This window comes from Pelagimonas phthalicica (genome assembly GCF_004364805.1).
Classification (GTDB): domain Bacteria; phylum Pseudomonadota; class Alphaproteobacteria; order Rhodobacterales; family Rhodobacteraceae; genus Pelagimonas; species Pelagimonas phthalicica.
The window spans coordinates 1852237-1873367 of the sequence record NZ_SOAP01000001.1 but is presented as its reverse complement, the minus strand read 5'-3'; the positions used below and the strand labels follow the sequence as shown (position 1 = coordinate 1873367).

Annotated in this window: 25 protein-coding genes; 16 read left to right on the top strand and 9 right to left on the bottom strand. The window is 55.5% G+C overall.

All coding sequences use genetic code 11. The features are described 5' to 3' along the window. Window positions 1–27 precede the first annotated feature (27 nt). From CLV87_RS09170 to CLV87_RS09140, 7 genes are all read left to right on the top strand, one after another. Window positions 28–297: a rod-binding protein gene (locus CLV87_RS09170; protein WP_099241743.1), complete on the top strand. Its 270-nt coding sequence runs from the start codon at window positions 28–30 to the stop codon at window positions 295–297. Then, window positions 290–637 (top strand): flagellar protein FlgN, encoded by a 348-nt coding sequence (locus CLV87_RS09165; protein ID WP_099241745.1) that lies wholly within the window; start codon window positions 290–292, stop codon window positions 635–637. Before CLV87_RS09170 ends, CLV87_RS09165 begins: the two co-directional genes overlap by 8 nt. Before the next feature lie 201 nt (window positions 638–838). Then, window positions 839–2062, top strand: a complete 1224-nt coding sequence (locus tag CLV87_RS09160) for a flagellin N-terminal helical domain-containing protein (protein ID WP_099241746.1) — start codon at window positions 839–841, stop codon at window positions 2060–2062. Between the two features lie 173 nt (window positions 2063–2235). Beyond that, window positions 2236–3522 carry a flagellin gene (locus CLV87_RS09155; protein WP_099241748.1) on the top strand — a complete coding sequence of 429 codons (1287 nt, stop codon included), beginning with the start codon at window positions 2236–2238 and terminating at the stop codon, window positions 3520–3522. A gap of 77 nt (window positions 3523–3599) precedes the next feature. Beyond that, window positions 3600–3977, top strand: a complete 378-nt coding sequence (flaF, locus tag CLV87_RS09150) for a flagellar biosynthesis regulator FlaF (RefSeq protein WP_099241750.1) — start codon at window positions 3600–3602, stop codon at window positions 3975–3977. Beyond that, window positions 3974–4378: a flagellar biosynthesis repressor FlbT gene (gene flbT / locus CLV87_RS09145; RefSeq protein ID WP_099241751.1), complete on the top strand. Its 405-nt coding sequence runs from the start codon at window positions 3974–3976 to the stop codon at window positions 4376–4378. The genes flaF and flbT overlap by 4 nt, the downstream gene beginning before the upstream one ends. Then, window positions 4375–5187 carry a DUF1217 domain-containing protein gene (locus CLV87_RS09140; protein ID WP_099241753.1) on the top strand — a complete coding sequence of 271 codons (813 nt, stop codon included), beginning with the start codon at window positions 4375–4377 and terminating at the stop codon, window positions 5185–5187. Before flbT ends, CLV87_RS09140 begins: the two co-directional genes overlap by 4 nt. Before the next feature lie 30 nt (window positions 5188–5217). Here CLV87_RS09140 and CLV87_RS09135 read toward each other — a convergent pair whose 3' ends face one another. Further along, window positions 5218–6582: a FliI/YscN family ATPase gene (locus tag CLV87_RS09135; protein ID WP_099241755.1), complete on the bottom strand. Its 1365-nt coding sequence runs from the start codon at window positions 6580–6582 to the stop codon at window positions 5218–5220. 85 nt (window positions 6583–6667) lie between these two features. Here CLV87_RS09135 and CLV87_RS09130 point away from each other — a divergent pair, with 85 nt between their 5' ends. Genes CLV87_RS09130 through CLV87_RS09090 form a run of 9 tightly spaced genes read left to right on the top strand, consistent with a single transcriptional unit; the run spans window position 6668 to window position 11213 of the window. After that, on the top strand, window positions 6668–7045 hold the full coding sequence (locus CLV87_RS09130; protein WP_099241756.1) for a FlgB family protein: 378 nt from the start codon (window positions 6668–6670) through the stop codon (window positions 7043–7045). Between the two features lie 12 nt (window positions 7046–7057). Then, complete coding sequence (flgC, locus tag CLV87_RS09125) at window positions 7058–7447, top strand: flagellar basal body rod protein FlgC (protein ID WP_099241758.1); 390 nt, start codon at window positions 7058–7060, stop codon at window positions 7445–7447. Between the two features lie 23 nt (window positions 7448–7470). Beyond that, window positions 7471–7764, top strand: a complete 294-nt coding sequence (gene fliE, locus CLV87_RS09120) for a flagellar hook-basal body complex protein FliE (protein ID WP_099241760.1) — start codon at window positions 7471–7473, stop codon at window positions 7762–7764. A gap of 3 nt (window positions 7765–7767) precedes the next feature. Beyond that, window positions 7768–8037, top strand: a complete 270-nt coding sequence (locus tag CLV87_RS09115; protein ID WP_099241762.1) for a flagellar biosynthetic protein FliQ — start codon at window positions 7768–7770, stop codon at window positions 8035–8037. 1 nt (window position 8038) lies between these two features. Further along, window positions 8039–8752 carry a flagellar hook-basal body complex protein gene (locus CLV87_RS09110; protein ID WP_099241764.1) on the top strand — a complete coding sequence of 238 codons (714 nt, stop codon included), beginning with the start codon at window positions 8039–8041 and terminating at the stop codon, window positions 8750–8752. Between the two features lie 9 nt (window positions 8753–8761). After that, a complete protein-coding gene (flgG, locus tag CLV87_RS09105) occupies window positions 8762–9547 on the top strand; it encodes a flagellar basal-body rod protein FlgG (RefSeq protein ID WP_099241766.1) in 786 nt (261 codons plus the stop codon). After that, window positions 9547–9966 carry a flagellar basal body P-ring formation chaperone FlgA gene (flgA, locus tag CLV87_RS09100; RefSeq protein ID WP_099241767.1) on the top strand — a complete coding sequence of 140 codons (420 nt, stop codon included), beginning with the start codon at window positions 9547–9549 and terminating at the stop codon, window positions 9964–9966. Before flgG ends, flgA begins: the two co-directional genes overlap by 1 nt. Window positions 9967–9974: 8 nt before the next feature. Continuing rightward, window positions 9975–10703, top strand: coding sequence for a flagellar basal body L-ring protein FlgH (flgH, locus tag CLV87_RS09095; RefSeq protein ID WP_099241769.1), 729 nt, complete (start codon window positions 9975–9977; stop codon window positions 10701–10703). A gap of 9 nt (window positions 10704–10712) precedes the next feature. Beyond that, window positions 10713–11213, top strand: a complete 501-nt coding sequence (locus CLV87_RS09090) for a flagellar basal body-associated FliL family protein (protein WP_099241771.1) — start codon at window positions 10713–10715, stop codon at window positions 11211–11213. Window positions 11214–11306: 93 nt separating this feature from the next. Here the strand turns inward: CLV87_RS09090 and CLV87_RS09085 are convergent, their stop codons facing one another. From CLV87_RS09085 to CLV87_RS09050, 8 genes are all read right to left on the bottom strand, one after another. Further along, window positions 11307–11732 (bottom strand): hypothetical protein, encoded by a 426-nt coding sequence (locus CLV87_RS09085; protein ID WP_133840728.1) that lies wholly within the window; start codon window positions 11730–11732, stop codon window positions 11307–11309. Further along, window positions 11729–12820, bottom strand: coding sequence for an EscU/YscU/HrcU family type III secretion system export apparatus switch protein (locus CLV87_RS09080; protein ID WP_099241775.1), 1092 nt, complete (start codon window positions 12818–12820; stop codon window positions 11729–11731). Before CLV87_RS09080 ends, CLV87_RS09085 begins: the two co-directional genes overlap by 4 nt. Window positions 12821–12826: 6 nt before the next feature. Next, complete coding sequence (locus CLV87_RS09075) at window positions 12827–13594, bottom strand: flagellar biosynthetic protein FliR (protein WP_306438008.1); 768 nt, start codon at window positions 13592–13594, stop codon at window positions 12827–12829. Beyond that, entirely contained in the window at window positions 13591–15630 is a 2040-nt protein-coding gene (flhA, locus tag CLV87_RS09070; protein WP_235871898.1) for a flagellar biosynthesis protein FlhA, read from the bottom strand. The genes CLV87_RS09075 and flhA overlap by 4 nt, the downstream gene beginning before the upstream one ends. 210 nt (window positions 15631–15840) lie before the next feature. Then, window positions 15841–18081: a hypothetical protein gene (locus CLV87_RS09065; protein ID WP_099241781.1), complete on the bottom strand. Its 2241-nt coding sequence runs from the start codon at window positions 18079–18081 to the stop codon at window positions 15841–15843. Beyond that, entirely contained in the window at window positions 18078–18947 is an 870-nt protein-coding gene (motA, locus tag CLV87_RS09060) for a flagellar motor stator protein MotA (protein ID WP_099241783.1), read from the bottom strand. The genes CLV87_RS09065 and motA overlap by 4 nt, the downstream gene beginning before the upstream one ends. Before the next feature lie 77 nt (window positions 18948–19024). Continuing rightward, window positions 19025–20134 (bottom strand): flagellar basal body P-ring protein FlgI, encoded by a 1110-nt coding sequence (locus CLV87_RS09055; protein ID WP_370739608.1) that lies wholly within the window; start codon window positions 20132–20134, stop codon window positions 19025–19027. Beyond that, window positions 20131–21129 carry a flagellin gene (locus CLV87_RS09050; protein WP_099241785.1) on the bottom strand — a complete coding sequence of 333 codons (999 nt, stop codon included), beginning with the start codon at window positions 21127–21129 and terminating at the stop codon, window positions 20131–20133. The genes CLV87_RS09055 and CLV87_RS09050 overlap by 4 nt, the downstream gene beginning before the upstream one ends. Window positions 21130–21131: the final 2 nt, after the last annotated feature.

Here is a 21131-nt window from a genome sequence, read left to right as displayed (position 1 = left end):
AACCGAGTCGAATTGGAGCAAATTTTAATGGAAACCCTCCCCGTAACATCGACCCTGTCTGGTAAACAGGATCAGGCCCTGCGCCAGGCAGCCCAAGAATTGGAGGCGAATTTCTTGGCAGAAATGCTGAAATCCGCCGGAATCGGAAAAACCCCCGAAGGGTTTGGCGGAGGCGCTGGCGAAGACCAGTTCGCGTCCTTCATGCGCCTCGAACAAGCCCGACAAATGGCCGCGCAGGGTGGCATTGGACTGGCCGAATCCCTGTTTCACGCCCTGAAGGAGAGAATGGATGACTGATATTACGCTGACAGAACAGCTCGATCTTTTGCTGCAGGCCGAGCGCGCCGCACTTTTGGCGGGGGATTTTGATCAGATTGCTGAACTTCTGGAGATTAAAGAGGCGCTGACCGCGGACCTGTCCGAACAAAACATCTCCAGAGAGGAGCTGGCCCCGTTGCAAGATGGGATGCGCCGCAACCAAGAGCTTTTTGATCAGGCCTTGGCCGGTATTCGGAATGTTGCGTCTCGGCTGGGCGATCTGCAGCGCATTCGCAAATCCATGGATACCTATGATGCGCTTGGGCGTCGCATGACCATTGATGCCCCTAAAATCAACAAGTTGGAGCGCAGAGCGTGAAGATTTGCCTCAAATGCTCCCGATCTTGTCGGGGGCTCTTAGGGCTCCGTTAGTATTCCGGGTTCAAGTTGCCGATGCACCGTTTTGGGTGGCGCAGTTGGGGAATTTCCTGGGCTGCATCCGTCAGAAAGACGTCAGAGATGCCGTTCGCGGCAAACGCAACCGGCGCAAAAGCGCTATTGAAACCTAGGGACTATTTGTATGTCTAGCATCCTGACGAATAACGGCGCCATGGTGGCGCTGCAGACTCTCAAGTCTATCAACTCCAACATGGCCAGCACCCAGTCTGAAATCTCGACTGGTAAGTCCGTTGCAAACGCCAAAGACAACTCTGCTGTGTGGGCAATCTCCAAGGTTATGGAAGCTGACGTGAAAGGCTTTAAGGGCATTTCCGACAGTCTGAACCTGGGCCAGTCCACGGTTGCAGTTGCGCGTCAAGCGTCTGAAACCGTGACCGACCTGCTGACCGACATCAAAGGCAAAATTGTTGCGGCTCAGGAAGAAAACGTTGACCGTGACAAGATCCAAACCGACATCGACGCGCTGCGTGATCAAATCGGTGCGGTTGTTGGTGCGGCTCAGTTCAACGGCCTGAACCTGCTTGCCAACACCGATACAACCGCCGGTTCCGGCTCTATCAACGTTCTCGCGTCGCTTGACCGCTCGGCAAGCGGTGTTGCTGCATCTGATATCTCTGTCGCAAAGCAGGATCTTGGTTCTTCTGCTCAGGCAGTGGGTACGCGGACAACCAACACTGGTGGTTCCAACAGCGCAATTGCTGACGGTGCGACCGCTCTGGCGATCACCTTTACAGGCACCCCCGAAGCGGGCATGTCCTATGAGGTTGTTGCTGGTGGCCTGGCCTTCTCTGCTCCGGTTCAATACGTGGCACGTGATGGCGATACACTGGGTGATGTCACCAATAAAATGGTCGACGCCCTGAACGAACAAGCCGCAATTGACGAAATCGATGTGTCCTTTGCAACAAACGCAACCACCGGTCAGATCGAAATGACCAACAACACTGGCAGCTCAATCACTGTTGCGACCGCAGACGTTTTCCAGTCGGCCGCTTCCGGTGAAAGCGACGGTACAGTGGGCGGCGGGCTTGCCAACCTGGCCGATATCGACGTGACCTCGCAATCCGGTGTTGATGAAGCTCTGGTCCGCATCGAAGGTCTGATCCAGACCGCCGTTGATTCCGCAGCCAACTTTGGTTCGGTACAGGGTCGCATCGAAACCCAGTCCGACTTTATCTCCGGTCTGACCGACGCTCTGAAATCTGGCATCGGTTCGCTGGTTGATGCCGATATGGAAGAAACCTCAGCCCGTCTGCAGGCCCTTCAGGTCCAGCAACAGCTGGGTGTTCAGGCGCTGTCGATTGCCAACCAGGCACCACAGCAGCTGCTGTCGCTCTTCCGCTAAAAAATTCGGGAGGGGCTTGGTTCTGGCCCCTCCCGTTATTGAATTCCTCGCACCTGGAATAGGTGGCGCAGCCTGAGCAACACTAGGTCTGCATCCGTCAGAAAGACGTTGAAAATGCCGCTCGCGGCAAACGCAACAAGCGCAAAAGCGCTGCAAAATTAAGGATGATACACATGTCTAGTATCCTGACGAATAACGGCGCCATGGTGGCGCTGCAGACTCTCAAGTCTATCAATTCCAATATGGCTGACACCCAGTCGAAAATCTCGACCGGTAAGGCCGTTGCCAACGCAAAAGATAATTCCGCCGTTTGGGCGATCTCCAAGGTTATGGAAGCCGACGTGAAAGGCTTCAAAGGCATTTCCGACAGCCTGAACCTGGGCCAGTCCACTGTGGCGGTTGCACGCCAGGCGTCCGAAACCGTGACGGACCTGCTGACCGACATCAAAGGCAAGATTGTTGCCGCTCAGGAAGAAAACGTTGACCGCGACAAAATCCAAACCGACATCGCTGCACTGCGCGATCAGATCGGTGCGGTTGTTGGCGCGGCTCAGTTTAACGGCCTGAACCTGCTGGACAACAAAGATACCACAGCCGGGTCGAATACCATCAATGTTCTGGCTTCCTTGGATCGTTCCGCGACCGGTGTTGCGGCATCTGACATTTCCGTCGCCAAGCAGGATCTGGGCATTACCGCCTCTGAAATCACCGGTGCTGGTGGTGGTACCGAAGTTTCCGGTGCAGCGGTTGGCAGCACAGTCGCGCTTAACGGTGCGGCAACGGCACCAACGACCAGCTTTACTATCGTCGCAGCTTCGGTCGCTGCAGGTGTTGGTTACACAATCGAACTGACCGCTGGCGCAGGAGACATGGCGACTGCCAACACATCCGCCTCTACTGGTCACCCATCCGAAGTCATGTATGTGGCACGCGAAGGCGACACCAACCAAGACGTGTTTGACGGACTCAACGACGCGCTGAAGACCCACCTCGCGGGCGAAGGTCTGGACGCTGACGATCTGTCCATGTCGTTCAACGCCTCCACTGGCCTTGTGACAGTTACAGGTTCGTCCACAACCGGCAACAACATCACTGTCGAAGCTGAATCCTATGCCGCCGCAGGCAACACCATCGGTGGTGGTCTTGGTGAAATCGAACATATCGATGTCACCACTCAGGAAGGCGTGGACTCCGCCCTGACAGCCATCGAAGGTCTGATCCAGACCGCCGTTGACTCCGCAGCGAACTTTGGTTCGGCCCAGGGCCGCATCGAAACCCAGGCGGATTTCATCTCTGGCCTGACCGACGCTCTGAAATCTGGCATCGGTTCGCTGGTTGATGCCGATATGGAAGAAACTTCGGCCCGGTTGCAGGCCCTGCAAGTCCAGCAACAGCTGGGTGTACAGGCGCTGTCGATTGCCAACCAGGCACCGCAGCAGCTGCTGTCCCTCTTCCGTTAAGTCAAACATTGGGAGGGCCGGAACAACCTGGCCCTCTCACCTTTAATTCCTGATCATTCAAACCAGAAGGTTGTGAAGTGAACGCCCAGTCCCTTGCCCATCGCGGCTACTCTCAAAACGCCAGAACCACACGCACGCCCCGCGGCACAGAATATGAGCTTTTTGCCCGTATTACGCATCGCATCAAAGCATCTGCTGAGGCTGGACCCAAGTCCTACCCGAAATTGGTCGAGGCGCTTTCCGATAATCAACGTCTTTGGACAACTCTGGCCGTAGATGTGGCTGACAAAGACAACGAGCTGCCTCAGGAACTGCGCGCCCAAATCTTCTATCTTGCAGAATTTGTCCAACAACACACAGGCAAGGTTTTGGCCCGCAAAGCCCGCCTCGCCCCCTTGTTGGAAATCAACGCCGCCATTCTTCGTGGGCTTGGTGGCCGGAGGATGAAACCATGAGCGGATTGGTACTGAAACTTGGACCGCGTGAACGCGTCTTGATCAACGGAGCGGTGATCGAAAACGGCGATCGGCGCAGTCGCATGTCAATTGTCACCCCAAATGCAAACGTTCTGCGGCTGCGTGACGCGATCCACCCTGACGAAGCTGTCACACCGGTGCGGAGGCTGTGTTACACGGCGCAATTGATCCTGACAGGGGATTCTGAACCGACAGACGCGCGCCAACAGCTGCTACCCAGGATCGAAGAGCTCAGCCATATCCTGATCGATGCAGACAGCCGTCGTCTGTTGACGCAGGCCACTGATGCTCTGTTGGGCAATCAGTTCTACCAGTGCCTCAAGGCTCTGCGTGCCCTGATCCCACGCGAGGACCGGCTGCTGGCCGCGGGTCAACAATGAGCTTTCAGCCCGTCATTGTCGGGACCGGCTTGGTCGGTTGGCAATTCCTGAAATCAACCCAGGAATCGCAACGAGAAGTGTTTGAAGCTGGGGCCCAGCTTCAACGCGATACCGAGTATTTTGCCGAGAATATCGGATCAATCAAAACTGCCGAAGATCTGGTCTCCGATCTGCGTTTGCGCCGTGTCGCCTTGGGGGCGTTTGGCCTTCAGGAAGACATCAACAACAAGTTCTTTATTCAAAAGATCTTGGAAGAGGGCACGTCGGAACCCACAGCCCTGGCCAACAGAATGGCAGATGAGCGGTACAAATCGCTCACCAATGCATTTTCCTTTGATTCCCCACTTGGACCACGGACCTCGCTCAGCAAGTTTCCAGAGGAAATTCTGTCTCGTTATCGTGCGCAAGAGTTTGAAATTGCGGTCGGCAACCAAGATGAAAACCTGCGTCTATCGCTGAATTTCGAAAGAAACCTCCCCGAGATTACCGAAGAAGGCACCACAGCAGATACGCAATGGCTGCGCGTGATGGGCACAGCCCCGCTTCGCAAGGTTTTTGAAACCGCGCTTGGATTGCCAAGCAGTTTTGCACAGATAGATCTCGACAAGCAGATGGAGGTGCTGCGCGAGAAAAGCCAGTCCCGCTTTGGCGCGAGTGAAATTGCCGATCTGGCTGAGCCGGAAGTCATGGAAAAAGTTATCCAATCCTTCCTTTTGCAGAGCCAGATACAGGAGTTTTCGGCCACGTCCTCCAGCCAGGTTGCCGTTACCCTATTGGCGCAGATCCCGCGGACGTCTTTGTTTGGCTAAGCAGGGTTTCACCCCTAGCCTAACCCCCAACTACTTCCCAATCGCCGCCGGTACCTGGCGGCGTGCTGGGGCAGGGGCCGACATCGAACGCCGCAGGATCAGTTGAAGCATTTGAAACGCCATTTCTGGCCCATCCGGAGATGGCTCGGCAAGGAACGCATCCAAATCAGGCCAAACTCGAATGGCTTGGTCCAGCACCGGATCCTCTCCGTCTTTGTACAAACCGGCACGTAACATGGTCTCGGACCGCGCATAGGCACCAAGCAATGCCCGAACCTGTTGGATGATGTCGTTTTCAGATGGGTTGGCTGCTTCGGGCAGGCTGCGTGAGACTGATTTCAGCAGGTCGATGGCTGGAAAGCGCCCCCTTTCAGCGATTTGACGGTCCATAACCACATGCCCATCCAAAACGCCGCGTAAAATGTCAGCCACCGGTTCATCCATATCTGACCCGGCCACCAGAACGCTAAAAATCGCAGTGATATCCCCCGCATCCCCCATGCCGGGGCCGGCCCTTTCGGCCAAACGCATAATCTGATGCGCCACCGATGGCGGATGACCACGCAAAGCCGGAAGCTCTCCCGCAGCAATCGCGACCTCGCGGTGCGCCTCTGCAAAGCGCGTGATCGAATCGGCCAGGTAGAGCACATGGGCACCTTGATCGCGGAAATGCTCCGCAATGGTCATGGCCGCCATGGGGCAACGCCGCCGCTCCAAAGGAGATCGATCAGAGGTTGCGGCAACCACAACGCTGCGCGCCATACCTTCTGGACCAAGAACATTGCTTACAAAATCAAGGACTTCGCGGCCACGTTCCCCGACCAGGGCCAAAACAACAATGTCGGCTTTAACGCCTTGAGCGAGCTGCGCCAAAAGCCGGGATTTCCCTACACCGGATCCAGCGAACAGGCCCACACGCTGACCCTGAACAATGGGTAAAAGCGTGTCGAAAATCGCCAGCCCGGTGGACAAACGTCCACCGAGACGGCGGCGGGCCGCCGCAGGGGGCGGGCTGGCACGAAATGGTCGGCGGCGAGGCCCAGGACCCAAAGGCGCGCCATCAAGAGGGCGGCCATAGGCATCAATCACACGCCCGATCCAGCTGTCACATGGGGCCAATGTCGGCGCGCCCAAAACAGCGACGCGATCACCCTTGGAGACGCCCTCGGCAACCTCATCCGGTAACATGGCAACCAGATCATCACGGATTCGCAAAACCTCGCCACCCAGCTCACCGCCCGGCTGAATCAGCCGTAACCGGTCACCGATACAGGCATCTTCAGCCAACCCGCTGACCCAAATCGTGGTGCCATCCACCGATTGCACCCGCCCCACAGCTTTCACTGGCTGCATCTGAGCAATTCTTGCTCTCAATCCGGCAATGTCTTCGTCCATCGGGCGCTCCGTTCATTTCTATGCAAACTGTTTCTAAAGGAATCACGGTTAAGCCTTGGTTGAAGCAATCGAGGGAGAAGCCCCGATGTTCCAGAATTTGGACATCTTCAGAACGGCGATGGCAATGGCGCGTCATTCCGGCAGTCAACAGGCGTTGAGTGCTCAGAATATCGCCAATTCCGATACGCCCAATTATCGGGCACGCAAAATGCCCAAGTTCCAGGATACGTTGAGAAATTCAATGATGGGACAGCGCGCAACACGCGAAAATCACTTGCATGGGCAAGTTGGGCGCGCGGTCGAAGCCTCCTTTACCGACACACCGCTCGACCCGAATGGGAACTCTGTTTCTCTTGAGGAAGAGATGGTTTTGGCGGTCGATGCCAAACGTCAACATGACAAGGCCCTGGCGATTTACCGCAGCAACCTTTCGGTTTTGCGCACCAGCCTTGGCCGTCGTTAAATGAGGTAACTTATGAGCGCTTTTTCCGAAGCCCTGTCCGTCACTGCCAGCGGGCTCAAAGCGCAGGCCAATCGTCTGCGCGTTGTGTCCGAAAATATCGCGAATGCCGATACGCCTGGCTACCGACGCAAGACCGTACCGTTTGAGGTAAACAACGCGGACACGGCTCTTGCTCGTGTTGAAACTGGTCGCGTCAACCTTGACCGGAGCGAGCTGACTCGCATTCACGACCCGTCGCATCCGCTTGCCGATGCCACCGGACATTATCAGGGGTCGAATGTCGACCTGATCATCGAGATTGCCGACGCACGCGAAGCACAGCGCAGTTACGAGGCCAACCTCAAGATGTTTGACCAGACACGTCAGATGTCCACGGGGCTGATGGACTTGCTGCGCCGATAAAATTCAAGACATAGGAGACCAGAATGGACGTCCGCTCACTATTTGCTGCTCAGAAATACGCAGCTTCCATGCCGGCGATGGAGCCAAAGCCCGAGCCGCCAGCACAGATTGAAACACAATTTGCAGATTTCGCGCAGGAATTTGCAGACACTTTGAAACAAGCCGAAGTTACATCCGCCAGCACCATGATGGGCGAAGCTGATCCACATGCGCTGGTCGAGGCTTTGGCGCAGTCGGAATTGGCGGTCGAAACCGTTGTTGCCGTGCGTGACAAGGTTGTCGAAGCCTATCAGGAAATCCTGAGGATGCCGGTCTGATCCATGCTGACCGAAACCATCTTTTTCGACACGTTGCGTCAAGGATTGTGGGTGGCCACGATCACCTCGGTCCCGATCCTTTCCGCCGCATTGCTGGCTGGTGTCGGGGTTGGGCTATTCCAGGCCCTGACATCGATCCAGGAAATGACCCTGACCTTTGTGCCCAAGCTTTTGGCCATTGTCGCGGTCTTCTGGATTTCGATGAGCTTTATGACCCGCACCTTGGTCGATTTCTTTCAAAACCTGATCATTCCCATCATCACCGGAGGCTAATATGGAAACCGCAGGCTATACGGCGCTCTCCCGTCAGACGGGTTTGATGCGTGAAATGCAGGTTATTGCGAACAACATCGCAAATGCCAACACCACCGGTTTTCGCCAAGAAGGGGTGATTTTCTCGGAATATGTGACCGACGGCGACGGGCTTTCCGGCGTTGCGATGGCGGCTGCACGTGTGCGCAACACCTCCTTTGTGCAGGGCACATTGGAACAAACCGGCGGCACATTTGATGTTGCCATCGAAGGGGACGGTTTCTTTTTGATTCAGGCTCCGGGTGGCCAGCGTCTGACCCGCGCCGGGGCGTTTTCGCCCAGTGCCGAGGGCACTTTGGTCACGCCAGACGGGCACCAGGTATTGGATGCCGGCGGGGCCCCGATCTTTGTACCGCCGAACTCTGACGATCTGGCCATTGCGGGCGATGGCACCATCAGCAGCGATGGCCGCGCCATTGGTCAAATCGGCGTCGTTCAACCCCTGGAGCCGCGCCAGATGGTGCGCGAAGGCGGCGTCATGTTCCGCGCCGATGAAGGGTTTGAACCGGTGGACAACCCACGCGTGCTGCAGGGGTTTGTCGAGGCATCCAATGTCGATCCAATCCTGCAGGTCGCGCGCATGGTCGAGGTCCAGCGCGCCTATGAATTGGGTCAAAGCTTTATGGAACGTGAAGATGAGCGCGTCAGAACCGCTCTCAAGGCATTTATCAAATAGGAGGCAGCAATGCGTGCGTTAAAAATTGCCGCAACGGGTATGAGCGCCCAACAAATGCGGGTCGAAGTCATCTCCAATAACCTGTCGAATATGAGTACGACGGGCTACAATGCCCGCCGAGCAGAATTCGCGGATTTGCATTATCAACAGATGGCGCGGGCGGGCACCGTGAACGCAGCGGATGGCACTGTCTTGCCGACGGGCATTCAGCTGGGCCTGGGCGTGCGCCCGTCTTCGGTCACCGTACAACTCGCGCAGGGCTCATTGTCAGCGACAGGTGGCGATCTGGATCTGGCTATCGAAGGCGGTGGTTACCTAGAGGTCACCTTGCCCTCCGGTCAAGCCGCCTATACCCGCGACGGGGCCTTGAAACGCACCGGCGAAGGGTTGATCGTCACTTCTGAGGGCTACCCTGTCTCCCCCGAAATCGTGATCCCGTCAGATGCTCTGAGCGTTTCGATCAATGCCGATGGTGAGGTTTACGCCTATTTCGCCGAAACCGCCGAGGCGCAGTTGCTGGGTCAATTGACCATGGCAGGCTTTACCAACCCAAAAGGGTTGGAAGCCATCGGATCAAACATGTTCACCGAAACCGAGGCCTCGGGCCCTGCGATCCAATCCACTCCTGGACAAGACGGTTTGGGCACTGTGCGGCAGGGTTACCTTGAGGACAGCTCTGTCGACGCGGTCAAGGAAATCACCGATTTGATCGAAGCCCAGCGCGGGTATGAGCTGAACTCCAAAGTCATCTCAGCGGCAGACCAGATGCTCAGCGCGACCAGTCAGGTGCGCTGATGCGGTGGGGGTTCGCGATATGTCTTTTGCTGCTGGGTAACCTGGCCTGGGCCGATACGATCGTTGCCACCCGGTCCATCCGGCCTCAGCAAATCATCACGGCCGAGGACGTGCGCGTGGACCCCTCTGATGTGCAAGGCGCACATGCCTATTTGGGCGAGGTCATTGGCCAGGAAGCACGCGTTGCCATTTATCCCGGTCGCGCTGTGATGCTGGGCCAGGTTGGGCGCCCTGCCTTGGTGGAACGCAATCAAATGGTTGAGCTGGTCTTTGCCAAAGGCGGGTTAAGGATCGTGGCCGAGGGCCGTGCTCTTGCGCGCGGCGGGGTCGGCGAACGCATCCGTGTGATGAACATAGATTCCCGAACCGTGCTCTTTGGCACGATCTCGGAAAACGGAACCGTTCTGGTTTCAAGGTGAGGAAGAATATGTCTAAAGTTTTTGGCGTTTTGATGTTTGCCCTGCTTGTCGCAGCCTGCGGTCGGTTGAACCATATTGGCAAACCCCCGGATTTCACCCCGCCGGTTGAAAGCCCCGAGCGCGTTGCGATGATCGCCTCAGGCGTCCCCGAAGTGGTTCCTTTGGGGCGCAAAACCGAGGCTGCTTCGCTTTGGAGCGGTGGAAAAACCTCATTGCTTGGGGATCGGCGCGCGATGAAGCGTGGTGACATCATGACGGTCGTCATCGAAATCGATGAAAGCGCCGAAATCTCCAACTCAACGGCCCGTTCGCGATCAGGGTCGGAAAGCCTGACCATCCCACATCTGTTTGGAATCCCGCAACGTATCAATCAGGGCATCACTGATGGGGCCAGCCTTGACAATGCAGTCGATCTGGGAAGTTCCAGCAGCGCCAATGGCAACGGTTCCGTCCGCCGCAGCGAAAGCTTGACCTTGCGGGTGGCGGCAACGGTTACAGATGTTTTGCCAAACGGAATTCTGGCGATTGAAGGCATCCAGGAGGTGCGGGTGAACTTTGAGCTCAGAGAGCTGTTGGTTTCTGGCTATGTCCGACCCGAAGACGTGTCGCGTCAGAACGAAATCACCTATGACAAGATCGCCTCGGCCCGCATTTCATATGGCGGACGCGGACAGATCAGCGACATGCAGCAACCGCGCGTCGGTCAGCAAGTGCTTGATGTCGTTCTGCCATTCTAAGGAGGTAACATGAGGAAAATTCTCCCGATCTTACTGGCTTTGATTGGCACTGGGGCAGGAGTAGGCGCTGGCCTGTTCCTGATGCCTGAAAAAACCGCGGAGGAGCATGCAGCCGTAGATTGCGTCGTTCCAACCGAAGAAGTGCAGCACGCAGCGCCAAAAGACGCGGAGGAGGACGTTGCGGCGGGACGCGAATATGTCAAATTGAACAACCAGTTTGTCATTCCGATTGTTGGCCCTGACCGCGTTCAGGCCTTGGTTGTGGCGTCGCTCAGCGTTGAGGTTGCGACCGGATCCACCGAAACTGTCTATGCCAGGGAACCCAAGCTGCGCGACGTCTTTCTGCAGGTCTTGTTCGATCATGCAAATATCGGCGGGTTTGAGGGAACATTTACCTCCGGTGATCGCATGTCCATTCTGCGAAACGCTTTGCTGGAATCTGCCAAGCCAATCCTGGGGACGGATGTGACAGACGTGCTGATCACTGAAATCGCCCGGCAGGATTCGTAAATCGTGCAAGGGAATAGGGTTTGATTCACCCACTCGAAACTCGACGAAACTAACGAAAAAAGGGGAGAGCTTCACGCTGTCCCTTTTTTGGCATCAATCGGCGGCAAAGCCGCGCCTTAGAACACTGAGATCATCCAAGACATCCGCCGCTTTTCTCAGCTTGTCTTTTCGTCTCGCCAAAATCTCGTCCCTTAAGACAGATTGGGACGCTTCGGATTTTGCAAATGCCGCCCGTGCGCGGGTCAGGCTTTCTGTTTCATAGGCGCGCGCAATCGCCGCCTCGCGCATAAGTTCCGCCCGCCGGCGCATCAGCCAACTGTCCCAAAGCGCATCAGCCCCAACGCTTCGACGCGCCATCAGGCTGTTTTCATCACGCAATGCCTGTTGCCGCAACGTATCGATCTGCTCAATCTCTTGGGCAATCCTCTGACTTTCTTGAACATTTTTGCGATGCTCAGCCAGGGCACGCTCTTTCAGCATGTCAGAAATCTGCACAAGCTCTGTCAAATCCTGTGTCATGTCCAACCTTTCTGACGCGCTTTTTCACGCATATCCTGAGCAAAGCGAATGGCGGCAGCGACCGGTTTATAGTGTTCTGTCGCAATCTGCTGGCCGATATCGGTCGTAGCGTAGAGGGCACGCGCCGTCGGTGGATCTGAATGGATGGGCACCCCGGCCTCGGCCGCCACTTCCCTGATCCGCAGGGCAACCTCATCGACCCCCTTGGCAACACATTCCGGCGCGCTTCCAGGCATCCGGTTCCATTTCAAGGCGACCGCGTAATGGGTCGGGTTGACGATAATCACATCCGCCTCGGGCACATCCGCCATCATCTGGTTCAAGGCGAGCTCTTGCGCCTTTGCCCGACGATGCTGCTTGAGATAAGGGTCGCCCTCGGCCTCCTTCATTTCGTCTTTGAGCTCTTTCAATGACATACGATTCTTGCGCATATGCTCGGCCCGTTGCCAAAACGCATCCAGGCCGCCAATCACCATGGCAATCAAAACAACGATGAACAAAAACTTGGTCATCAGGGTCAGGATCATCATGACAACTTCACCAGGTGATGTGCGCACCATGCCGATAATCGGTTCAAGCTGGTTTCGCAAAAAAACCGTGAGCAAGACCGAGTATACGGACAGTTTGACGAAGCTTTTGAAAAACTCGAACAGCCCGCGCCGACCATATTTGTTCTTGGCATTCTCAATCGGCGACAGGCGGGAAAATTTTGGAGTCAGCTTTTGCCCCGAAAACACGATCCCGCGGGTCGCGAAAAGGGTCAGCAGAACAAAACTGGCGGGGGCCAGGAAGAACGGCAGGCTTTGCCCCAAACTGGCTGACATGATCTGACCTGCCACCGGGCGTGCATTCCCGCCAAAGAACAACTCAGCCAAGCGGTCTGGCTGTTCGATCAGCGGCAAAACACTATCGGCAAAGCTGGTCAACGTGTAGCCGCCAATCGAAACCGCCCCGGCCAACATTCCCAAATAGGCCATCGCTGTCAAAAGATCTGGGGCGCGGGGGATCTCACCCTTTTTGCGGGCATCTTCGAGTTTTCGTTGGGAGGGTTCGTGGCTTTTTTCGCCGCTTTCATCCTGTTCGGCCATGGCTACCTACCTAAACGGAGCCGCCAAAAAGCGATCCATGGCCTGCACCCAAACCGTCAGCATCAACGGGGCGGACACCAACAAAAATGCAATCGCGCCAAAGGTGATAACCGGCGCGCCCACGAACGCCACCATGAGCTGCGGCATCGCTTTGTTGATCACGCCCAAGGTTAGATTGTAGAGCACGGACAGAATGACAAAGGGCGCGGCCAAAGTGAAAGCCAGGGCAAAACTGCGCATGACCTGCTGACTGCCAGCCTCGGCCACATCCGCCGGATTCGGTATCGTAAAGGCTGGCATGATCTCATAGGAGAGAACCAGATAGGCAATGGCTTTGACATGGAACCCGGTCACCATAAGCAAGGCCAATGCGGAGATTGCCAGGATATTGCCCAAGGCGGGCAAGGGATCGAGCCCGGATTGCCCCAGTAGTTGAGCCAATGACGTGGATTGCGCGGCGATCGCTCCGGCGGTTTGGATCGCCAGCATGAACATCCGCAGCGCAAGTCCAAGGAACAATCCGGCCAAGGTTTCCGTCGCCAGCGCTTGAAGAAAGGTAGAAAGGCTCGGCTCGACTCCGGCGAATTTGGCGACGACGACCGGGGTGACAACTGCGGTCATCATCAATGCCACAACCATTTTGATGCGAACCGAAATCATTTGTTCACCCATGGCCGGCATGACCGAAACCGCCGCGCTCACGCGCAGAAAAACAAGCAGATAAAACCAAAGCGACCCCATTGTCAGTTCGGTTAGCGGCAAAAGGGTGGTCACGCGGCCACCACCCCGACCAGAGTTGGCCGTGCTTCGACACCAATTTCCTCAAAGGACATAACCGGGTTTGTGATGCCCTTTGCCGCCATAACCGTGCGCAAGAATCGCCGTCGGCGCGCTGATGTCACCACTGCAGGAACAACCCCTCGGGACCCTGCTTCGCCAATTTGTTCGGCAAGCCCTTTGGTCAGCGCCTCAAACCTATCGGGTGGCAAAGCCACGTCCAAAGCACCTTGGCCGCCATCAATTTGATACGTCGTGAACGTATCTTCCCATTCTGGGGCCAGTTGGATTAACGGAATGGTTCCGTCTTCACGGCGCATCCCAGCAACAAGCTGGAAACCCATGCGCTGTCGAACATGTTCACAGATCAGCTCAGGACGGGTTTGCTGGCCGCGCATTTCTGAAATCGCTTCGAGGATCAAAGGCAGGTTGCGGACGGAAACCTGTTCATCCAGCAACAGGCGAAGAACCTGGTGTAGCGTGTCGATTTGAACCTTGTCGGGAATGAGTTCGTCCAAAAGTTTCCGGTTCGCTTCGGCTCTGGTGGGATTGGACAAGGACACCATTTCATCCAAGAGCCGACGCAGGGCTTTGAACGTCAAGAGACGGCCAAAGTTGCGCCTGATGACTTCCAAAAGATGCGTGGCCAGAACTTCGGCTGGGGAAACGATTGTCACGCCGGTAATGGCCGCACGCTCTTGATCTTCGGGGCGAATCCACCGGGCGGGCGCACCATAAACCGGTTCGGTCACATCCTGACCGCTGGGCAAAGATCCTGAATCTTCGGGTACGAGGGCCAAAACCAGATCCGCATTCAATTCCCCCCGTGCCATTTCCACGCCATGGATACGAACAACATAAGTCCCTGTGGGCAGAGACGAGGCATCGGTCAAACGGATTTCGGGCAGGATCAAGCCGAAGTTCGAGGCAATATGGTTGCGCATATTGGCGATGCGCACATCCAAACCGGTGCCCGGATCAAGCGCCATATTGACCAGATCCGGCGCGAATTCGACATGGATATCGTCAAGGTCCAAAACATCGCCCATGGGCCGCACCATTGGCTCGGTCGATTCAACTTCGGTTGGTTCGGCTTCGGTTTCGTCTGGTTTGTTTTTTCGCAACCACCAGGCCGTCGCACCCAAAACAGCCGCCCCAGCCATGAATGGTATGAAGGGAAGCCCTGGAACCAAGGCAAACAGCGCCATCAAAACCGCAACCGTCATCAGCGCGGCCGGGTGGCGACCAAGCTGCCCAACGACCGCAACATCCGCAGCAACATTTGAGCCGCCACGGGCCAAAAGCAAACCCGCCGCAATAGAAATGATGACGGCAGGAATCTGAGAAACCAACCCGTCCCCAACGGTCAAAATCGCATAGGTCTCCATCGCGCTGGCGAGCGGCATATCGTGAACGACAACGCCCATGATCATACCCATGATCAGATTGAGCGCCGTGATCAACAGACCTGCAATTGCATCACCTTTGACAAATTTAGAAGCGCCATCCAGCGATCCGAAAAAGGTGGTCTCCTGTTGTTCTGTTTCGCGGCGCAGCTTGGCCTCTTCGTGATCAATTGCCCCAGCCGACATATCAGCATCAATCGCCAATTGTTTGCCCGGCATCCCATCCAGGGCGAAACGCGCTGACACTTCTGCCATTCGGGCGGAACCCTTTGTGATAACGGCGAAATTCACGATCATCAGGACGCCAAAAACGACCAGCCCCAGAAAGACGGATCCGCCCATGACAAAATTGGCAAATCCCTGGATCACTTCGCCCGCGGCATGCGTTCCTGTATGCCCTTCCCCGATGATTAGTTTTGTCGAACTGACATTGAGCGATAACCGCAGCATCAATGAGGTCAGAAGGATGGTCGGGAATGCCGAAAAATCCAGCGGCCGTTCGATAAAGAGGGTAACCGTAAAAATCAGAATGGCCAAGCCAAAGGAGGCGGCAAGGCCGACATCCAAAACCCAGGACGGCATGGGCAAAATCATCATGACGATGATCGCCATCAATGCCAAAGCCATCAGAATCGTCGGATTGAACAGCTCAAACGACTTTGATTTCACGTTCCCAAACCCCTCAAGTTCTAAACCGCAACTTGCTCATGACCTTCGACTTGCTGATCGCCCGTTGAGACCCTCGCGGCCCAGTCGAATGGAATGAAACCAGTTTCGATTCCTGTTGAGTTAACCCTATGGGGTCAGGGTTTATTTTTTGTAAGTTTTGCTAAAAATCTATTCGAACTGAGTAGCTTGCAACATCTCGGAAATTGCTTTGCGTGCATCCGCACTGGATCCAAAGAGAGTTTCAGCTTCTTGCAAACTCACTGTGCCTTCCGCCAGTTCAAAGGGTGCCTCAGCAAACAATTGGGCGGCGGGAGCAAGCGGGCTTTCTTGGTCAGCAATACTGTTCCAATCACCAGACAACCAGGCCTCGGTTACTTCTTGGTCTTCTTCACCTAGCTCCGCATAGATGGTTTGCGCAAAATTATGGTCACCCATCAGGCTGCGAGCCTTTGCCCTTAGTCGAGCCACATTGTCGCCGGTCAATCCGATTAGCAAAATCTCAGCCTCTTCTGGTCGAGAGAGGTCGATCAATGCCTGCGCCTTGAGCATTCTTACGTCTGGCACCAGTTCGGGATTTGTGATTTTTTCCAATGTTTCCAGCGCAGCTTTGGGCAATCCCAGGCTCAGAACCCGCTTCGCCGCCATAAGCATATTCTTGTCTTCCAACTCGCTCTGCGGGTTTGGCAGCTTGTGGAAAAAGAATTTTAGGAAAGCCACGTCGTCAGCTTTTTGGAAAATCGCCGCGAAAGCTTCGTTCTTGGCCTTCACGACGAGGTCTTCAGAAACGCCATCAACGTCATTTAAAACCTCCAACGCTTCCTCAAACCGTTCATTGACAATCAATGATGTAACATGCGCCTGCCACAATTCAGGCCCCTGTTCAGTATCTCGCAATTCTGCAGAATAAGCGGCAGAAAGATCGACAATACGCTCAGACACTTGGTCGCCGGTGGACCGCGCAATTTCAACCGTCGCAACGACAGCTTTTGCGGTTTCAGGGCTCTGAGACACGGTGAGCTCTTTCAATGCTTCTGCTGCATCTTCCTCATTGCCCTCCATCATATCGATATGGGCTTTGCCGAGCTTGATACTGTCGGTTTCCTCGCCGCTTGTACGTTGCAAACGACGCAAAACGTCTTTGGCAATCGCAGTGAACCCGGCCTGCGTAAAGTTATCTGCCAGGATCGGGCCCAGATGTTCGCGAAGATGTTTGGGCAACAATTCAAAGCTGCGCAAAATGGCGGGTGTGTTCAAATCAGAGCTGCTGGTCATCTGGCTACCATCAATGGCAGCCCAAAGAGCGGAATGACCTTCGCAAGCCAATTGTTGCGCAAAATAGGCCGAAGGGTCTTTGTCGCCATCTACCAAATAGGACAATGCGGATAGTACCGTGTCAGGACCTCGATCCTGCAACTGTAGAACTGTTCTGGTTTCAGCGCCAAATCCAAAGTACAACGTGCTCTTGGCGAGGGTCCGAACAGCGTCCTGATTGATCCGGTCGAACTCTCCAAAAACCGCACCTCGCCGCGCGGAAAGTGCCATGTTGATATCGGAATCGGCATCAACCCATTTCGCGATGTTCAATTTGGGGTTAGGAGTACAATCCTGCCCTCCAATGGAAATACGGCCCTTTTTGAGTATGACCTCTTCCAAAATTGCCTCGGTTTGAGGATCGTACCCTTCACCCGCCGGTGCGTCCTGGTTTTCAGCAATTTGCGTTTTTCGCGGCGGAGCTGCCGCAAAATTTCTGGAATGGTCCAACAATCCCTGTGATGCCGCACCGGCGACATCGTTAAATATCTGGTTTCTGACAGTTCCGGCATCAGCACTGTCCAAAGCCGGGCTTTCGACATCTATCGCGCTCCGTTGTAACGGCACACCTAGCGGGATCACGGTATTCTGTTTGGGCGGTCCGATCCTTGCTGCGGGTCCAAGCCAAAGGTTGGTCAACTCCGTTGTGACACTGTTATCGGCTGCGTTATCGGCGCCTTGTTTTTCATGTTTGATGGTCTGATTGTTCTCGACAACCACAGCAGGATTTTCTGGGTTTTCTTTGTCTTTGATATCAACGACCAACATACGCTCACGCAGTACAAATGCCTGTGCATCACAGTCACAATCCAACACAATATCCAGGGCCGATTGCCCCTCGACACGCACCAGATCAGAAACGCGATCGCGTGCTATCTTTTCAAACGCTCGGCTTAAATCGAATTCGATTCCAGTTTTAATGAAACTCAAGCGCGCAGCCCGCTTACCCGGTTCTTGTGCCAATTCCCAAACAGCTGAAGGAGGAATGTCGAAAACCAGCCGGGTGAAATCACCGTGTTCGCCACTGCGTACGACCACGTCTTGCGCCGATGCGACCCCTGGCAGGGTCGCGACGAAAATGAGAAGCGCGCGTATCATGCGGCCTCCTGTTTTACAGATTTCAAAGCCTCTTCCAGGTCTTCAAAGCTTGGCCTGTATTGCGAAGGCGTGTTCTGTCGCCCGACCTCGATGCAAATATTGGTCGCGTGATTGTGCAAATTCGCCACCAAAACCTCTCTGATCAGGTGATAGAAGTGCAGATCATCTTCGACAACCGCCTTCACCTTGGAGGCGAACGGCGCGACAATGCCATAGGCCAGAAAAACACCCAGGAACGTCCCGACCAGAGCGCCACCAATCATTTTACCCAAAACTTCTGGTGGCTGATCGATTGAGGCCATGGTTTTGATAACCCCCAACACCGCAGCAACAATCCCAAGAGCGGGAAGGGCGTCGGCCGTGGACTGCAGAGCGTGGCTGGAATGCTGTGCGTGATGAGACATGCTATCCAAACGCTTATCCAGGACCTCTTCGACCTGGTGGGGATCGTCATAGTTCATCGATACAGACCGCATCGTGTCGCAGATCAGCTCCAGCGCATATTTATCGCCCAAGATCTTGGGATACTTTTCAAAGATGTTGGATTCGGTCGGTGTTTCGATATGCTCTTCGATTGCCACCGGGTTTTGGCGGGCCAGCCGGATGAGCTCAAACAGCAGACAAAGAAGATCGCGGTAATCTTCATTCTTCCATTTCGCGCCTTTGAAGACCTTGGAAATGTCTTTCAGCGTGTGTTTGACTGCTGGACCGTCATTACTGATCATAAAGGCACCGACAGCAGCACCGCCGATCATCATCATCTCAAACGGCAACGCTTTGATAATGATGCCCATTTTGCCGCCAGCGGCAACATAACCCCCAAAAACCATTGCAAAAATCACAACGATCCCAATGATTCCCAGCATGAAAACTCTCCCGAATACCTAGTGGGCTCAGAGTGACAGCAGGGGGTTAAGAAACCCTCTGCGCCTGTCCAAATTCGTCACATGACAACGAAATCAGCATGCAGTGCCCCGGCCGCTTTGATGCTTTTGAGGATGTCGATCATGTCACGCGGGCTCACCCCGAGGGCGTTCAGGCCGGCGATGACTTCGGACAATGACGTGCCACCCGGCACCAAGGCCAAGCCAATTCCAGGCTCTTCTTCGATTGCTGCGCCGGTTCTTGGGACAACCACCGTTTCACCCTCGCTGAAAGGGTTGGGTTGGATTGCGAGCGGTGCTTCTTCGATCCGAAGAGTGAGGTTGCCTTGAGACACCGCAACGCGGGAAATCCGGACATCTGACCCCATGACAATCGTGCCGGATCGCTGATCAACAACAACACGTGCTTTGCGTTCCGGTTCGACGGTCAGGTTTTCGATGGTCACAACGGCACGCGCCGGGGATCGGGCCCCGGTTTGTTTCAGGTTTATCGTCACAGTCCCGGCATCGTTCATGGTCGCCGCACGGCGCCCGATCGAGCGGTTGATGACATCCTCGATCCGGGCGGCGGTGGTAAAATCAGGTTCACGCAGGGCAAGACGCAGGCTCGACAGTTGGGAAAAGTCGAAATCAACTTCGCGCTCAACTCGGGCACCAGATGGAATTACCCCAGCCGTCGGCACCCCCTGAACAACTTTGGCTGCGTCGCCTTCAGCCTCAACGCCACCAGCGATCACCGTTCCCTGCGCCACCGCGTAAATCTGTCCGTCGGCCGCATTCATCGGTGTCATGATCAAGGTGCCGCCCAACAGGCTTTTGGCGTCACCAATGGCAGAAACCGTGACATCAATTTGGCCCCCGGAACGGGCAAAGGCCGGTAAGCGCGCGGTCACCAATACGGCAGCGACGTTGCGCGGACGGAATTGTTCGCCGGTCACGTTGACACCAAGCCGTTCCAGAATGTTGGACATGATGTCTTCGGTAAAGGGCGAGTTTCGCAAGCCATCACCGGTGCCGTTCAAACCGACAACCAGGCCATATCCGACCAGATCGTTTGATCGAACCCCTTCAAATTCAACCAAATCCTTGATCCTGACCGACTGGGCATGCGCAACGTGCACAAATGAGAAAATGGTCAGCAGAGCTGCAGAGAGTAATCTAAGCATCATAGGTACCCCGCAAGCGACAGGCGTTGCGACCGCGCCGTGATTGCATAGAGGCTTTCCAACTGGCCACGAATGCTCTCGTATTTGGCGGCGGATTCATACTGATCCGTCCCGACCAGTTCCAAGCGCGCCAGGCTGGCCGAGGAGGTTTCGGCGGCATTCCTGGTTGTTGTTTCTTCTATCCGCGCCTCAAGCGCACCAAGCCCAGCGCGCAGCTCGACCATGGATTGTTGTGCGCCCAGCAGATCACGGCCCGCAGCTGAGAGGATTTCGACCTGCAGTTCCGTGTCAAAGCCCAAGCTGCCGTCCGAGGCCAAGGCAGCCATCGCCAGCGGTTTCAACATCTCTTTAAACACCGGGTCGCTGGCGCGGATATCGACATTTGCGGAATCGGTTTCGCTTAGCTGAAAGGGTGCCAAGCCGGTGTTAGACCCCTCATAGGTGACGGTGTCATAGGTGCCCCCTGCCCCGAAAAACGTGTCGAGCTGGGCTTCGATACCTGCCAATGTTGTTTCGCCCGCCAACAGAACGCGCAGGTCAGCCAACATATCTTCGCTATCCGCCACGGCCGGACGATCTGTGGCGACACCGCCAAACAATGTGCGCCCCGCGACGGATCGGTTCATGCCGGTCATGACCTGGTCCAAGGTATTTGCAGCGTCAACTGACATCGTGTTCAACAGCGGATCGGTTGGCGTCAGATCGGCGGCAATCAAGGTCTGCGACAGCGTCTGACTGCGTGATTGGATTTCATCCAAGCTCGTCTGCATGGTTGATGTAATATACGAGGCCTCGGTCGTGTTGATCCGGTAGGCTTCGAGTTTTGAAAGCGTTCGATCAATCTCTTGCAGGCTGGTCAGATCGCCATTCAGATGCTTGGCGGAATCCGTGACGAAACCGGTGGACACCTCAACCGCCAATTTGTCCATTTCTTCGCGAAGTCGGACCTGATTGGTTCTAAGAACCAGCGCCCGGGCCATATCCCCTACTGATTGCATAT